Annotated in this window: 15 protein-coding genes; 6 read left to right on the plus strand and 9 right to left on the minus strand. The window is 45.3% G+C overall.

Annotated elements, in window-relative coordinates; translation table 11 throughout:
• Positions 1 to 66: 66 nt before the first annotated feature.
• A complete protein-coding gene (locus MSG38_RS15305; protein WP_248402132.1) occupies positions 67 to 864 on the minus strand; it encodes a Cof-type HAD-IIB family hydrolase in 798 nt (265 codons plus the stop codon).
• A gap of 277 nt (positions 865 to 1,141) precedes the next feature.
• Between MSG38_RS15305 and MSG38_RS15310 the strand changes: the two genes are divergently transcribed.
• The 5 genes from MSG38_RS15310 to arsB all read left to right on the plus strand — a co-directional run bounded on the left by MSG38_RS15310 (position 1,142) and on the right by arsB (position 5,102).
• Positions 1,142 to 2,305: a glycosyltransferase gene (locus MSG38_RS15310; protein WP_348983504.1), complete on the plus strand. Its 1,164-nt coding sequence runs from the start codon at positions 1,142 to 1,144 to the stop codon at positions 2,303 to 2,305.
• On the plus strand, positions 2,302 to 2,964 hold the full coding sequence (locus MSG38_RS15315) for an START domain-containing protein (protein ID WP_248402134.1): 663 nt from the start codon (positions 2,302 to 2,304) through the stop codon (positions 2,962 to 2,964). The genes MSG38_RS15310 and MSG38_RS15315 overlap by 4 nt, the downstream gene beginning before the upstream one ends.
• Before the next feature lie 31 nt (positions 2,965 to 2,995).
• Positions 2,996 to 3,403, plus strand: coding sequence for a glycine zipper family protein (locus tag MSG38_RS15320; protein ID WP_248402135.1), 408 nt, complete (start codon positions 2,996 to 2,998; stop codon positions 3,401 to 3,403).
• A gap of 196 nt (positions 3,404 to 3,599) precedes the next feature.
• Entirely contained in the window at positions 3,600 to 3,941 is a 342-nt protein-coding gene (locus MSG38_RS15325; protein WP_081229294.1) for a winged helix-turn-helix domain-containing protein, read from the plus strand.
• Between the two features lie 105 nt (positions 3,942 to 4,046).
• Positions 4,047 to 5,102, plus strand: coding sequence for an ACR3 family arsenite efflux transporter (gene arsB, locus MSG38_RS15330; RefSeq protein ID WP_081229293.1), 1,056 nt, complete (start codon positions 4,047 to 4,049; stop codon positions 5,100 to 5,102).
• 89 nt (positions 5,103 to 5,191) lie between these two features.
• Here the strand turns inward: arsB and MSG38_RS15335 are convergent, their stop codons facing one another.
• Positions 5,192 to 6,082, minus strand: coding sequence for a LysR family transcriptional regulator (locus tag MSG38_RS15335; RefSeq protein ID WP_248402136.1), 891 nt, complete (start codon positions 6,080 to 6,082; stop codon positions 5,192 to 5,194).
• A 130-nt stretch (positions 6,083 to 6,212) separates the two neighbouring features.
• Here MSG38_RS15335 and MSG38_RS15340 point away from each other — a divergent pair, with 130 nt between their 5' ends.
• Entirely contained in the window at positions 6,213 to 6,644 is a 432-nt protein-coding gene (locus MSG38_RS15340) for a PACE efflux transporter (RefSeq protein ID WP_048609883.1), read from the plus strand.
• A 217-nt stretch (positions 6,645 to 6,861) separates the two neighbouring features.
• On the opposite strand, the gene MSG38_RS15345 is transcribed toward MSG38_RS15340, so the two are convergent.
• From MSG38_RS15345 to MSG38_RS15375, 7 genes are all read right to left on the minus strand, one after another.
• On the minus strand, positions 6,862 to 7,734 hold the full coding sequence (locus tag MSG38_RS15345; RefSeq protein ID WP_248402137.1) for a universal stress protein: 873 nt from the start codon (positions 7,732 to 7,734) through the stop codon (positions 6,862 to 6,864).
• Between the two features lie 16 nt (positions 7,735 to 7,750).
• A complete protein-coding gene (locus tag MSG38_RS15350) occupies positions 7,751 to 9,754 on the minus strand; it encodes a tripartite tricarboxylate transporter permease (protein ID WP_081229290.1) in 2,004 nt (667 codons plus the stop codon).
• A 289-nt stretch (positions 9,755 to 10,043) separates the two neighbouring features.
• On the minus strand, positions 10,044 to 11,222 hold the full coding sequence (locus MSG38_RS15355; protein ID WP_248402138.1) for a tripartite tricarboxylate transporter substrate-binding protein: 1,179 nt from the start codon (positions 11,220 to 11,222) through the stop codon (positions 10,044 to 10,046).
• Between the two features lie 304 nt (positions 11,223 to 11,526).
• Positions 11,527 to 12,591, minus strand: coding sequence for a 4-oxalomesaconate tautomerase (locus MSG38_RS15360; RefSeq protein WP_248402139.1), 1,065 nt, complete (start codon positions 12,589 to 12,591; stop codon positions 11,527 to 11,529).
• 211 nt (positions 12,592 to 12,802) lie between these two features.
• A complete protein-coding gene (locus MSG38_RS15365) occupies positions 12,803 to 13,972 on the minus strand; it encodes an ABC transporter substrate-binding protein (RefSeq protein ID WP_248402140.1) in 1,170 nt (389 codons plus the stop codon).
• Positions 13,969 to 15,441 carry a sensor histidine kinase gene (locus MSG38_RS15370; protein WP_248402141.1) on the minus strand — a complete coding sequence of 491 codons (1,473 nt, stop codon included), beginning with the start codon at positions 15,439 to 15,441 and terminating at the stop codon, positions 13,969 to 13,971. The genes MSG38_RS15365 and MSG38_RS15370 overlap by 4 nt, the downstream gene beginning before the upstream one ends.
• A gap of 15 nt (positions 15,442 to 15,456) precedes the next feature.
• Positions 15,457 to 16,125 carry a response regulator transcription factor gene (locus MSG38_RS15375; protein WP_016795398.1) on the minus strand — a complete coding sequence of 223 codons (669 nt, stop codon included), beginning with the start codon at positions 16,123 to 16,125 and terminating at the stop codon, positions 15,457 to 15,459.
• Positions 16,126 to 16,383: the final 258 nt, after the last annotated feature.

The raw sequence follows: 16,383 nt of genomic DNA on the forward strand, positions 1-16,383 counted from the left end.
CCAACAAAAAAGCCAACTCATTTTCACGAGTTGGCTTTGATAAAAATCGAATCGAGCTTAAGAGCGTTACGCTAGCAGCTTCTCAAGCACTTGGAATACACCTGCATCAACGTTACTTGGCGCGCCAAAACGAGCGATCTCTTTCAGCTTTGGATGTGCGTTTTCCATCGCGTAAGAGTGGTAGCTCTCTTTAAGCATTTCCAAGTCATTCAGGTAGTCACCAAAACTCATGGTCTGCTCGTAAGTGAAGCCGAGTGTGTTTTGTAGATGTTTAATCGCCGCGCCTTTTGATGCCTCAGCATTCATCACATCCAACCAAATTTTCGCACTGACAACCACTTGGTAGTTCTCACCAAACTTGGCATTAATGCTTGGGTTCACTTTCTCTTGTGAACCGTCGAAGTGGCAGATAGCGACCTTAATAAAATCATCTTCTACCGCCAGTAAATCTTCTACTTGCTCACGACGGTGGTAGTACTTAGAGATCTCCGCTAGAGCACGCTCATCTTTGGTTTCAATGTACGCCGACTTTTTACCACATAGCACCACATGTGCACCTTCAATGGCACGCGCTTCTTTAATGATGTCTTTGATGGCATCAGTATCAAGTAAGCAGCTGTAGAGCTCTTGGCCTTTGTGCATCACTAATGTGCCGTTTTCAGCAACGAACATCATGCGATCTTTTAGCGGGGCAAAGGTTTCCATCAAGCTGTAGTACTGACGACCCGATGCCGCAGCAAAAATAATGTTTTGAGCTTCTAGTTGCTCATAAAGATTGAAGAATTCCGGGTCTAACTTTCCGTGTTCATTAAGCAGAGTGCCGTCCATATCAGCAGCGATAAATTTGATGTTCTGTTGTGGCATTTCAGGGCTTACCTATAAGTAAAGATTAAAGTGTAAATTATGATTTTTCGTTATCTTGTGTAACGGTTATGCGTTCGATTATATCGTTAGAGTAGCCAATGAATGCAATGCTTATTTCTGAGCTCTAATAATTCGCTTCAAATGTGCTTCAAACGCAAAACTGAACGGCCCGACATACCGCTTTGAATGATTGAGTCCTACATACCTGAGGTGAACGAAAGCCCTCAAGACTATACGCTCCTTAAACTCTATCACTCTGTTTTTGACTACTGTAATCATGATTCTAGCTATCACTTCGACCTTGTTTTGCGTCGTTACCATCAAGTTTCTAATCACACTCGCCAATTTAGCGCGCCATCGCGTTCACATTATGCCTAAAATTTCGCTGAACCGAACCAAATGGCCAACCGTGTCCATTATTATCCCTGCGAGAAATGAAGAAGATAATATTGAAACCAGCCTCAGTTCGCTAATGAAGCAAAACTACCCAAGAGACAGGTTTGAAATCATCGTAGTTGATGATTTTTCTACTGATTCGACAAGGGCCATTGTTGATACGCTCATCGACACATCGAGTGTTAACGTTCGTTGCATATCGGGAAGAAAGTTACCGCCCAATTGGCTAGGGAAAAGCAACGCTTGTATGGTGGGATCACAGCAGGCAACGGGTGAATATTTGTATTTTATCGATGCTGATACAAAGTCTGAACCCTTGATGCTACAGAGCGTTATCCATTTCGCCTCAAGACACAAAACGGATTTGCTGTCGTTCAACCCTAGACAAGCATTCACATCAACCGTTGAGAAAATCACCTTACCCGGCATATTTCTTTCAGTCGCGTCTTACATGAACTTCAAAAACGCAAACGACAAGTCAAAAGCAGACGCCATTGCTAACGGCCAAGCCATGTTGTTTACACGAAGGTCATACGATGCGGTAGGTGGACATACTGCGGTAGCCAGCAAGATATCCGAAGACATCGCTTTTGCAAAACTCATGAAGATATGTGGTTTAAAAGCTTTTTGGGCTTTTGCAGACGAGCTCATGAGCACTCATATGTATTCAGACTTTGGTTCGATTTGGGCGGGTTTCTCCAAAAACATGAATCTTATTGTAAATTGCCAATCAAGATTCCAAGTACTTGGTACATTCATCAAAACGAATATCATTGCATGGGCTGTCCCGGTGATGCTGCTGGTATCAACTCACCATTTCATCGGCGACCCTTCATCATTCAACGCCTATTCCTTAGCGATCAATGCTCTGATGTTGTTCGCTTCCATTGTCACTTATCTTATTTTGGTCAAAGAGCTCTTTATACCAGCTCGCTATGCGCTAACCGTGCCTTTGGGGATTTCGTTGCAAAGCTTGTTGCTTCTCAACAGTTATCGCTTATCAAAGAACAATAAAATCACTTGGAAAGGGCGAGCACTGTCATGATCAGTAAGATTCTAACTTTCGTTATGATTGCGACGTCTTTTTCAGTATTGGCGTCGGATGTAAATGAGTGGAAGCTCGTACGTAATAAGAAAGGCATCGAAGTCTACAATCGAAAAATCGAAGGTAACGATTTTAAGGAATTTCGTGCAGAAGCCGATATCCAAGCCAACCTTACCTCAATCATCGCTTTGTTTACGGATACTTCAGTAGGCACTCAATGGGTAGAAAACATTGATGAAATGGAAGAGATAGAACACTTTAGCGAAGTACACACGGTCACTAAAACCTATACAAAAGCGCCTTGGCCCGTCTCGGATCGTGAAGCCATTGTCGAAAACTTTATCGAGCAAGATCCAGACGCATTAACCGTGATGATTACACAACACGGCAGACCCAATTATAAGCCTAATGACGACAAACGCATCGTCAGAGTAGCTCATTTAGAGTCGCGATGGGTTCTCACACCACAGGACAACAATGCAACCCATATTTCTTATCAAGTGTTGAGTGACCCAGGAGGAGCTATCCCATCTTGGTTAATCAATATGGTCGCCGTATCTCAACCTTACAACACGCTTCGTGGGTTATCAAAAATGTTGGATTCTGGTGAATACACCGATCGTCGCCTTGATTTCATCGAAAACTACACGTCGCTTTAACAATACAATGAATATTCTAGAGGTCTATCTTGTGAAACTTCCACTCTCTCCTATCGCAGCAATATTACTTGTAGCATCAAGTTCAGTACTTGCTAATCAAATCATTGTCGATACTAAAGGTGTTGATAAAACACAGTATCACGCCGATCTGTATGAATGTGAGCAATATACTCAACAAGTGAAGCCTGAAGAGGTCGATTCTCTTGGCAGCGATATTGTCGGTTCAACCGCTAAGGGTGCAGCGCTGGGCGCGGTTGGTGGGGCAGTCTCTGGCGGGAGTGGCCATGATGGCGCAAAAATTGGTGCTGGCATCGGTATTATCAGTGGCGCTTTAAAGCACGACGCTCAAAAAAGACAATCCGCCGAGCTATCTGAGCAGCAGAAGTTTCAAGTTAATCGTAACTGCATGATCAATCGAGGCTATACCGTGCTCAACTAGAGCATAATCCAGAAAGTAAAATGGCATTTAATCGACATTAAACGCCATTTTACTTGGTTGAGCCATCACTAAGTTCAACCACCATAACTAAATCGTCCGTTAAAATCGGACCGAATTGACACCGAGCATTGACCCTTATATAAAATGGGCTTACTATTAATCGTCTTTTAACGATTATGGAAAGCGAAACATCAATATGAACGAAACTTGCTCTACAACTGGTGGCTGTGCTCTACCAATCGGACATGGTGATACCGAAGCTGAAAAGCAAATGGCAGCTCTAGCCAAAGCGCTCGCTCACCCGGCAAGAGTTCGTATATTGAGTATCCTTTCAACGCTAGAAAAATCGGGCGGCTGTTTGAACAGCGACTTGGTTAGCGAATTAGGTTTAGCGCAATCGACAGTATCAGAGCACCTAAGAATCTTGAAAACCTCTGGCTTCATCACTGCTGAATCGATACCACCGAAAATGTGCTACCGCATTAATCGAGGTAATATTCAGCAATTTGAATCGCTAATCGACACCATTTTGAAATAGATTCATCGCGCTTAGTTTGTCGAATACAGAATAAACTAAGCGTATTTTTTTGTTTTTTAATATCGCTTTTCGACGATTAACGATATCAACCAAAGAGAAAATATCATGAAGCCAAAATTAGGTTTTCTAGATCGCTACTTAACACTGTGGATCTTTATTGCCATGGGTCTTGGTGTATTGCTTGGCACCCTATTCCCACAGATCGAGCAGTGGAACGAATCTATGTCTATTGGTACCACCAACATTCCGCTTGCGATTGGCCTTATCTTAATGATGTACCCACCTCTGGCTAAGGTTAACTACAACCTGCTAGGCACCGTGGTAAAAGATAAGAAAGCGATCAAACTATCTTTGATCATGAACTGGCTTGTTGGCCCAATTCTAATGTTTGTATTGGCACTGACTTTCTTGGGTGACCACCCAGGTTACATGGTCGGCGTGATTCTGATTGGTCTTGCTCGTTGTGTGGCGATGGTTCTAGTTTGGAACGACATCGGCGGCGGTAACAAAGAGTACGGCGCGGCATTGGTTGCTCTAAACAGTGCATTCCAAGTGGTGAGCTACAGCTTTATGGCGTGGTTGTTCATCAGCGTTCTTCCACCAGTATTTGGTTACGAAGGCATGTTGGTTGATATCTCGATGATCGACATTGCACACAGTGTACTTATCTACCTAGGTATCCCATTCCTAGCGGGCTTCCTAAGCCGTAAGATCCTTGTGTCGATGAAAGGCGAGCAGTGGTACAACGATGTGTTTATTCCACGTATCTCTCCAATCACACTGATTGCGCTACTGGCGACTATCGTTCTGATGTTCAGCCTAAAAGGCGAGATGATTGTAGAACTGCCAATGGACGTATTGTTGATTGCGGTTCCACTGACTATCTACTTCACAGCGATGTTCTTCATCAGCTTCTTCATTGGTAAGAAGATGGGTATTGAATACGACAAGAACGCATCAATTGCATTCACAGCGACAGGTAACAACTTCGAGCTAGCGATTGCCGTTGCTATCTCAGTATTCGGTATCAACTCAGACCAAGCGTTTGCCGGTGTTATCGGTCCACTGATTGAAGTACCTGTGCTGATTTACCTAGTGAACGTGGCGCTTAAGATGAAAGACAAGTACTACAACGGTCAGACGGTTAAACCTAGCGTATAGCATCTACGTCTGCACCTAGAACTAGAACTAACAAAAAGCAGCATCACTTTGAACAGAAAGGCTCACACGTTAAACGGTGAGCCTTTTCTTTATTCAGTTTCGTCTAATAGGCCTTTCAATGCTTGTTCAAGCCAAAGTAATGCAGGACCTTTTGAGCGTGTTTTAGACAGAACAAGATCAACGGGCGGTGACCATGTTTTGTGATCGAATGAGACATTAATCTCCACTAAACGCTGCTTATTCAGTTCCTCTTCGACAAGGTGCTTGGGTAAATATGCCCAGCCAATATCGCTGCCGAGTACCATCTCTTTGATAACAATAAAGCTGTTTGACCACCATACCTTTCCGGCAATCAGTGGAAACTGATCCATCACCTTACCTTTGTCTCCCCTCAACATTAGTTGACGATGCGGGAGTAAATCAGAGAGTTTCGCCACACCTGTTTTTGCGAGCGCATGACTTGGATGACACACAGCAATAAACGGTAAGTGACCGATAAAGCAAGGCTCAGAACCGACATCAAAAGCCAAGTTGGTAAACATTAATCCAATGTCGGCTCTCTCTTCGATAATCAACAGATTGACCTCAGTCGTGGTACACGCAACCAATTCAACTTCCGTCGCTGGGAATTGATGACTGAACTGACTAAGGATCTTAGATAGATTCGGGACCAATAATGAATCATCTAATGCAATTTTGATGAGCCCCTCTTCACCGCTACCCATCGCGTTAACCGTCACATTCAGATCTTCAACCTGCAGCACGATCGCTTTCACCTGTTTAAATAACTGCTCGCCCGCTTTGGTTAGTGAAGGCTTTCGAGTCGAACGATCAAAAAGCTCAACATTAAAATCTATTTCAAGATTGCTGATGCCTTGGCTCACCGCCGACTGTACCTTACCCAGTTGACGAGCACTGGCAGAAAATGACCCTAATTCAACGGCATACACAAACATTTTCAGTTGTTCAATGTTGTACATTCGGTGTCTCCCAAAACTTACTATCACTATATGTGATGCTAACTATCTTTATATTATCACTTAAGAAGATATTATCTAGCCAAGTCATTAGCCCATCGGCGGCTATTTAATCGTAAAGAGAGTTAGAAAAATGTCACATAAAGAACGCATGTTGCACATGGTGCTATTTGAATTGGTTGCTTTGGTTTTGATGGCAGGGCTTGCAACCTATATTACAGGAAACGGCGCAGGTGAAATGGCAGGCTTAGCGCTCGCAATATCATTGATAGCGATGGCTTGGAACTACGTTTACAACTATGGCTACGACAAAATTTACGGAGCTGACCGAAGCAAAAGAACTAAGAAAACACGTGTCTTGCACGGATTAGGTTTTGAACTTGGCTTGATGACAGTGACTCTACCTGTCTTGATGTGGGTTCTACAACTCGACTTCCTAACCGTACTGATCATGGACATCGGCCTAGTGATTTTCTTCGTACTTTACGCGATTGCGTTCAACTGGGCATACGACTCGGTTCGAGATCAATTGGTAGCGAAAGGAAAAGTGGCAGCTCTGGTTTAGAGCTGCACACATTCAAATAAAAAGGGGCTAACTGGTAATCAGTCATCGTAAAAAGGAGAATAAATACGATGACCACATAAGCATAGACGGACGGGTCACATATCAGTTAGCCCATGAGTTTACTCTAACAATCTAAGCTGTCATGCGCCTGACATGACAGCAGTTAAACTTCGATGAATCAGTGAGTGATGTGGGGGAACAAATCACTCACGATTTATTAGCTCACCATGAACAGAGGCACGTTGGTTTTACTTAATAATCTTCTGGTAACGCCACCCAGCATCTGTTGATGCATCTTCTTATGCGCAAGCGCGCCAGCCACTATCAAGTCAGCATGAAACTGCTCTGCATGAGCAAGGATCGCTTGAGGCGTTTTTATTCTGCCCTCTTTAAAAGAAATGCACTCCACTTCGATGTTATGCAGCCCCAAGTAGCGCTTTAAATCTTGTTGGTTAGGCTTTTTGTTGAGTGAACGTTCACTGGTTACCACCACGATGTTCTTTGCTTTTCTAAGCAGTGGCATCGCAGCTTTCACAGCCCTCGCACCCGGATCATCGCCATTCCAAGCAATCATAATGCATTCTGGGTTAAAGATTTTCTGTTCACGGGGCATCAATAAGATTGGGCGACTGCCATGTTCTATCGCCACGTCAAAACTCACGCTACTTTTGCCATTGAGCGGTTTAGGGATAATGATTAAGTCAGACACTTTACCGCGCTCAGAGACTACATCCGCTCGATAACCCGTTAGATTATGCCATTGAGCACTCACGTGTTTATTGGCCTCATTCATCACTAGGTTATCACTGTCACACAACGGTACTTCGAGCTTGTCGCACAAGGTAGTGAACTCAAGTTCAGACTGGTTCATGTCTTCTGCAACGTAGTTATTCACTAACTGGTCGATACGGCTTAACCACTTACTCGGTAACAGTTGTCGCTCTTCTGGCATCAACTGTTGTGGGCTAATTTGAGCGTGTAACACATCCAAATGTGCACCAAAATATTGTGCAATGCTCAGCGCGCCTTCTAACCTTTCAGCGGAGTTTGCCGTAGAAGCGAAGGGCATAATAATCGTTCGAATCGTCATAATTACTTTCCTTCTATTAACCAATTGGCCAAGGCAGGTTAACGGTTTCTTGTAGTAAGCCTATCGGCAAATCCAATACCATTAGGTGAGTCAAACCCAGTAAGAAACCGGTGGCAGCAACGGTAACCGATGCTGAACGCATCAAGCTCAGCCCAGCTTTACTCATCAAGAACAAACAGAAGAACGCACTAATAGAAATCACATAGCCCACAAAGTAGCAACCAAGGATCAATGCGCCTAGCCAATACAGGTAGTGCATCATGCTGATACTGTTGGTATCAAAGGCGTACCCTTGCTCATACTCATTATCGAAATAGACAGCATCGCCTTCTGGTTTGGTCAGCAGTTGGAATAGCACCACAGCAGATAGCACCCACATAATGCTGGCAATGATAATAGTGAACACACCACCTAAGAAGCTCTGTTGGTAGCCGTCATAAATACCATACATAAACGCGATATTAACCAAAGCAGCGAAGATAACTTGAGGCTTGCGGTTACTGATTCTCACTGAAGGTTGAACCGTTTCAGTCGAAGGGTCTTGTGCTTCACTTTGCGTGTTTTTCTTCACGCTTTGACGCCACATGAAGAACAAAGAGAAAATCGTCAACGCACCAATGATCATCACGCCAGGGCGCAGTAAGAACGCAGCACCGTCAAACTGCACGGCTTGATACAGGTAGGTTTCCATACCATTGGCCAGTACAAAACCAATCAAGAATGCAGGGCGAGGCCAGTCGAAACGCTTCATCAACACACCCAGCGTACCGATGCTTAATAGCGTGACTAAGTCGCCAAGGTCGCGTGTTGCTTGGAATGCAGCGAAACAAATCACCATCACCATGAATGGAGCAAGCAAGGTGTAGCGAACCGTGGTCAGCCTAGCGACCCAAGGTGAAATCAGCATACAAGCGCCAGCACCGAACACGTTCGCTAATGCCAAAGACCACACGATAGTGTAAGTAATATCAAGGTCAGTACTCACCATCGCAGGGCCCGGTTCTAAGCCAACCAATACCATGCCACCGAGGAATACCGCCATGCTGCCAGAACCCGGAATACCAAATAACAGCGTAGGGACTAAACCACCACCTTCTTTAGCATTATTCGACGACTCAGGCGCAATCACACCACGCACATCGCCTTTACCGAATTCAGGATCTTTCTTAGTGGTTTGCACCGCATGACCATAAGCGATCCAGTCCACTACGCTGCCACCAAGGCCGGGAAGTGCACCAACAATACAGCCAATCACACTACAACGCAGCGCAAGCCATTTGTTTGCAAGGAAGTCACGAACACCCGCAGACCAACCTGTGCCGAGTTTACTTGCACTGGCGATTGGCTTGTTCTGACGCAGCAGATCGATAATCTCAGGAAGCGCAAAAATGCCTAAGCCAACCACAACCAGAGGAATGCCATCCATTAGGTAGAAGTTGTCAAAGGTCATACGATATTCGCCAGTTGCAGGAGCACTGCCGACACTGCCAAGCAATACGCCCATGCCACACGCCGACAAGCCTTTTACCAAGCTCTTACCTGCCAGTGCACCGACCATGCTCAAACCTAACAAGGTCAGCATGAACAACTCACCGGAACCAAAAGCGAGGATCACCGGTCGAGCTATCAACACAAAACCGGTCAGGATCACCGCGCCAAACAGGCCACCAAATAGCGATGACGTAAACGCAGCAGATAACGCACGAGCCGCCTCGCCTTTTTTCGCCATAGGGAAGCCATCAAGCACGGTTGCTTGCGAGCCACTTGAGCCCGGAATACCCATTAATACCGAGGTAAAAGTGTCAGACGTTGGGATAACCGCAACCAATCCGATAAGCATTGCCAAAGCTGATATTGGATCCATGCCATACAGGAATGGAAGCAGTAGTGATAAGCCGGCAATACCGCCAAGCCCCGGAAAGATACCAATCGCGAGACCCAGTAACACACCACCTAACATAAAGGTAATGTGCTGGACGCTTAATATGGTTTCCAGTGCAGCAAAGAGTTCGTTAAACATCGTTGAATCCTTTCTATCATGAGACTCACTTTCGCTTCGTTTACCACCGCTTACCTATCCATGGATGTCAAAAGCCCTACGGTTCAATCCGTATAAGCCACGTGCTATTGGAGTTTGGCGCTTACTTTTTTACGTAGCGATATAAAAGTTACGTACGATATTGAAATGACGTAACAATATAAAAGTGAGATGAAAAGGCGTGAGCCACGATCTTGCGCCGCGGTCTCACTGCCAGTTAGTACTGAGCGTTGTTAAAACTCATGTTTTCTTGGGCTTCTGGATAGCCTGTTTAGAAACGGGTGTTGTAGTTTGTGGTCAGCCAGTTTCTGACCCATTCAAGGTTGCTTTCATCAAGCGACAAGGCAGCGTTTAGCGCTAACTGTGCTTGTTCGCCAGTCAATTGCGGGTAATCACCCAAAACTTCGACTGCGCGATTTTGAAAATCGGGTTGAGAGACTAATTCAGAAGCCGATGCGCGCCATGCAGCAACTGTTTCTTCTGGCGTCGACTTAGGCACAAAGATCATCTTCTGAGCGGCAAACCCGGCCATAAAGAATGAGCGCCAAACCGCATAGCCTTGTGTTTCTGCTTCTTCAGGGTGGAACATCTGGTACACCTCAGCGAAGTGAGGAAGCTCTGGGAAGTTAGGGTCACGTTTCAACTTGCCGTCTTCGCCCAATACACCGAAGCTAAACAAAGGAATCGCTTTACCTTCATTGACTAACGGTGTCACTTTGTCGATGTAAGATGAGCTGGTTTGAGAATCGATATTCACTTCGCCGCGCTCGAATGCCAGTCGACCCGCACCACGCCCTTGCATGCCGAAAATCGCTTGTACCTCCAAACCAAGTAGATCCATGGCTAGCAGTGGAACCAAGTCAATTGAGGTCGCACCTTGGCTTGCGTATTGAAACTTGATTTGGTCTTTCTTATCGAAAAGATCTTGTACGTTCTCGATGCCCGTTTTAGGCGAAACATACACAACGCCGCCAGTTGGGGATGCGAGAATCACGCTCCAATCGTTGTAGTCGTAACGAACTCGGCGATCTTGAAGAAGATAGGGATATTGGGTTGATGCCGAGCTTGCAAAGATGTTGAGGCCGTTGTCTTTCGCACGGCGAGCAAATTGGTTAGCGCCTTTTGTTGAGCCGCCACCCGGAATATTTTTCACCACCACTACAGGATTGCCCGGTAACGATTGAGACAAGTAAGGTGCATAGAAACGCCCCCATGTATCAGTACCGCCGCCCTCTTTGTAAGGCATCACAAACTCGACACGCTCACCTTTAAACGAAACCTCTTCGGCTTGTGCGTGATGAGATAATGCCCCCACGCCAAGTAGCGTGACCAAGAGTGATTGGCAAACTTTTAACTTAGACAGTTTTTGAGTCATAAGAAAAGAACCGTTCGAGAATAACGAACCCTTAGTAGATAGTTGTGTATTGCCGGGTAGTTGTACGTTCAGCATCGTGCCTCCTAATATCCATTTACTGCGTGTTGCCTGCAGCTGGACTGTTTTTTGTGGTTTCTGACAAATTAGTCGCCGAACCTGTCATCCAACTGACACGCTCCATTTTGATAACAAAAGTGTTACAAAGATCGCCCTTTCAGGCACAAAAACAGAGCAGAGCGCGCTGAAGTGGTGCAGAAAATCTCTCGACTTGAAGGGGCTTAGGGGAACCGTTTAAGGATAAAAAGAATATGAAGGTGAGAATAAAAAATCGCCAGCCCAAAGGTTAGCGACATGAAATAGCTAATAAAGCAGATCAAGATTAGAACGTCGGGTAAACCTGACCTTTGAACAGCGGGCGAGCTGTGCGCACCAACGCCGCTTGACGAACCGCAGGCTCAACGTCCCCCGGCTCTACTTTGATATTGACTTGGATTTGTCCACTAGGGTGCTCAATAACGACCGTTTCAGAGTTAATGCCTTGGCACACTTCATGGGCGATTGTTCCCGGGATCATGCAAGCCGCCGCCACACAAATCCCTCCGGTAACAGCATGACTTGCATGGCAGTTGTGTGGCACAAAGTATCGAGAGGTAATGTGTCCACCATACGTTGGTGGTGATAACAAGGAAACCTTAGGCACCACACTCCCCGTCACATCGCCCATACCCATTAATCGGCCTGCCGCTAATCGGATAGACTCAATGCGCTCTAATAAAGGAGCATTTTCATCGAGTTGTTGCTTGGTTTCATTGCCCGTTAAGCCAAGATCTTGAGCATTAATGTGTACCATAGGCACTGCCGCGTCTAAACACGTCAATTCGACGCCTTCGACCTCATCACGCACCTTGCCTGTAGGAAATAGCTTGCCTGTTTTGGAGCCTCCGACATCTAAGAAGTTAAGCAAAACAGGAGAGCCAGTTCCGGGAACACCGTCCACACGCACATCACCGTCATAACGTAAATGACCATTTGGGCTTTCGGCGGAAACTTCAATAATCGTATTGGTATTGATGTTTCTGACACGCAACATGGTCGATGGACTGCTCAACTTAACCAAATTATTTTCACTGGCGAACGCCACGATTCCAGAGAGAATATTGCCGCATGAGGGGCGAGTATCGACTTCTTTTTCTTCAACGCCAACTTGAGCAAATAAGTACTCCAAGTCGGTACCTTCTTCTGAAGATTTAGAAACAATGGCGACCTTGCTAGTCAACGTTGTTCCGCCACCAATACCATTAATTTGCTGTCCCTCACCAGAGCCCATAATACGCACGAGCAGTTCATCTCTTTCTTGCTCACTTTCAGGCAAATCACTGGCTAGGAAGTATGCACCTTTCGATGTGCCGCCGCGGATCAACATGCAGGAAATATTCTCATTCATGACCGTTTTCAACCTCTTACTCTTGAAGTGAAAGAGCAAATCCATGCTCATTTGTGGACTTCAAGAGTAAAAAACGAAACTGTCATGCAGCTGACTCGGTGACATTTAGCAGGGGCAGACAAACCAACATTTGGCTCAGTCGGTTCAAAGGTAGAATAACAGAGGGTTAATACCGAGGCTAAAACTGACCTGAACTGAAATAAGAATAAGGCTAGTCGTAGCTTTTTAAGGCACTCTCCCATTCCGTAATCACTAACGATTTTTTGCTTTGATCTGAGAAGATCAACAAGCTGACATCTAATGGCAAAGGCTTAAGTTGATTCGCAAACTGTTCACGTAAGACAACCGCGGACTTTGCACTTTTAATATCGGTACGCACTGGAGGCATGTTGGTTTCTTCTGCCATTAGCTTCTGTCCTGAATAGGAAAACAGATAATCGATAAAGGCTTGAGCTTGTGCTGGCCGCGGAGTGGTTTTGTTGATAAATGCAGTTCGAATAACCACAGGGGTGTAATCATTCGCAGCCACAATCACCACATCTTTGTGCTTTGATTCCCATGAGTTCGCATACGAGCCCATGATGTTGTAGGCAATCGAGATATCGCCATTGGTCAACGCCTTGAGCATCGAGGCGGAGCTATCAAAGGTGCGCGCGTGATGAAGATTAAACAGCTCTAAAAACTGCCCGTAGTTACTGGTTTGTGCTCGTTCAAAGGACCAAAGTAAATAACCGATACCCACATCTCGAATATCAAACAACCCTATCTTCCCCTCCAGTTCATCACTATGCTGACGAATAAAACTCAGCAACTCAACACGACTAAGCGGGACTTCTTTGCCTTCAAGAAAAGCTTGATTAAACACAATCACAGCAGGTTCATAGCTAAAACCAAACAACTCATTTCGCCATTGGCTCCAGTGCGGAACAATACCCGATTGAGAGCCATAGCCCGGCACATTGATTTGGTAAGGTAATGCGTAACCATCATTAACAAGTCGCAATTGTAAATCCATCACCGAACTGATGGTGATGTCGGGTTGATCCGGCTTTTGGTCTCGAATATGAGCATCTAATACATTGCTGCTCATCGCTTGATAGCGAACCGTAATATCTGGATTTCGACGTTGAAAGTCATCGAGCAGTGGCTTCATTTCTGACAAGTAAGCCGCCCCATAGATTACCAGCACATCTTCGTTGCTATCACCTTGGTTGCTATTGTCTTGGTGGACAGAGTTTTGATGAGCAGGTTTTTGATGGACAGGGTCTTGTTGACCAGTAGCTTGATTGGCTAATGCGGTGGCACCCGTAACAAACAAAGCGCTTGCTAACAACACAGCCGAGCTCAGTCCTGTTACCCAAGTTAGAACGAACTTGATCATAAAACCTCCCACCAATAAGTATGGGGGAACTGGATTTTCACCGTAAGGCCACCGTTATCCGTTTCATTTGGGTTTGTGTCTTCTAAGCTCAAAATCGCGTTAGATTTTTGGGCAACATCCAAAGCAATGCTCATCCCTAAACCTGTGCCTTGGCTTAGTGCATTTGGGCTACGATAAAACATCTCGAACACATGGGGTTTATCTTGCTCATCAATACCGGGCCCAAAATCACGAACGTACAGCACGGCTTTACTTCCTTGTTGCACCAACTCCACTTCGATAGTGCTGCCTTTTGGTGAATACTTGATGGCATTTTCGATGAGATTAGTCAGCATCTGAGTTAATGCAAAGCTGTCGCCTCGAATGTGAAACTTCAGTGATTCGATGTAGCTCAGTTCGATGTCTTTGCTCAATGCATTCATCACTAAACCACGGCTGGTTTGCTTCACCAACTCATTAAAATCAACCTCTGTGGGCTCAATACTTTGGTAGCGATGGCGAATCGTCGCGTGGTTCAACAACTGCTCCACGGTACGCTCAAGCACTTCACATGCGCCAGTGACTTTATCTAAGTAATCGAGTGTGTGGCTGTCATTGGCTTTGCTTTTGGCAAGTTCGATTTGAGCTTTAATGCCAGCGATTGGCGTCTTTAATTGATGGGCTGCTTCGCCGGTAAAGTTCTTAAGGTTGGTTAAGTTCTTATCGAGCTGAGACATAAACACATTGATGGTATCGACCAAATGCTCGACCTCTTCCGGCGCATCGAGATTAATAGGGGTTAAGTCGAGATTCGATCGCCTCTCCATCTTATTGTTGATCTCATTGACCGGCTTGAGCACCTTTACAATCAACACAAAGATGACCAATAGTGCACTTAGCATCACCGCGAGCAGTAGCTTAACCGCGTGGTCCGAGAGCTGCTTCTCCCATACTTGCCTCGCTTGTGTGGTTTGCCCCACAAGCACGTAAATGTTTTGCGGCCCTTCACGGGTATTCATGATGCGACTGACCAAAGACAAACGCACCCATTCATCTTTAAAGGTTAAGTAAAAATAGGCAGCCTCTGGTTCGAGTTTTATCTGATATTGCTCGATTTGGTCACGCACTAATTGATCATCAAGCAATTCTTTATAACCCGTGATGTAACCTGACTCCGATGAATTCGGAGAACTCGCAACCAGATAGAAAATCTTATCTCTAGGGGAATCTGCGAGTGATTTGAAGGCCGCGGTGGGGATGTCGACACTGAATGTTAAACCATTAAAACGAACCTGCTCTATGATCTGCAGGGCGGCGTTATTCAACTGGCGATCGTAAAACATCTGAGTGGTTTGATAGGCGTAGCGCTTTACCGCAACCAAAGTCAGCAAACTAATCAGGCACAATAGACAGGTCGCAGAGAACAATAATTGAAATCTCAGCGATTTTGTTCGAAAACGAAAGCGGACAGATTGGGTCAGTGCCGTCACCTAAAACTCCTAAGCTCAGTCTTCGACTTTATTGAGCACGTAACCAAGGCCACGCAGGGTTTTGATCTCGACATTGCTATTGGCTAGCGCCTTCCTCAAACGACCAACGTAGGTTTCAATCGCATTAGTATTGGGTGGGTTATCAAAGTTATATAAGTGGTCGATGATCTCTTCTTTGCTCATCACACGATTGAGGTGGTTCAGGAAAATTTCTAATAAGCGATATTCACGCTGCTTAAGCTCAATGACCTCGCCCTTCACTTTCACAATGCAACCTGCACTGTCGAACTCAATGTCACCAAACGTCACTGTGTTCTGATCGCTGCCTTGACGACGTCGAACGATCGCGCGACAGCGGGCTTCCAACTCACCAAAATCAAAAGGCTTAGTAAGATAATCATCAGCGCCTAGATCCAAAAGCTGAATTCGGTCAAATACTTCACTGCGCGCGGTAAGAATGAGAACAGGGGTATCAGACGATTGGCGAATACGTTTGATGATCTGCTCACCCGATTTATTGGGCAGGTTTAGATCGAGAATCACTAAATCAAAATCGGTGTGGCTGATCATGGCGAACGCGACAGCCCCATCGTAGGCACAATCAACACCATGACCTAGGTCGATAAAGCGCTGTTCTATTGCTTCACTGATCAAGCGATCATCTTCAACTACCAATATTCGCATCTTATCCCCCCGCTTAAAGAAGACGATTGTTCTCAAGTATGATGGCAATTTCAATAACAAAAGTAACAATAATAAAACAAAGTACAGTACCACATCACATTTAGAACATTCTGTTCAGTACACAAGGTAAAGTGTGTTAAATATCATCAAGCTACGTCTAATAATCCACCACTCACGAAGTAGCATCACAAATCCAAACATAAACTCCTCGTACCAGTTGTGCATCCGTTTACATACAGGTAGTTTTAGCGACCTCGA

It is taken from the genome of Vibrio sp. 1CM24A, assembly GCF_023161725.1.
Lineage (GTDB): Bacteria > Pseudomonadota > Gammaproteobacteria > Enterobacterales > Vibrionaceae > Vibrio > Vibrio coralliirubri.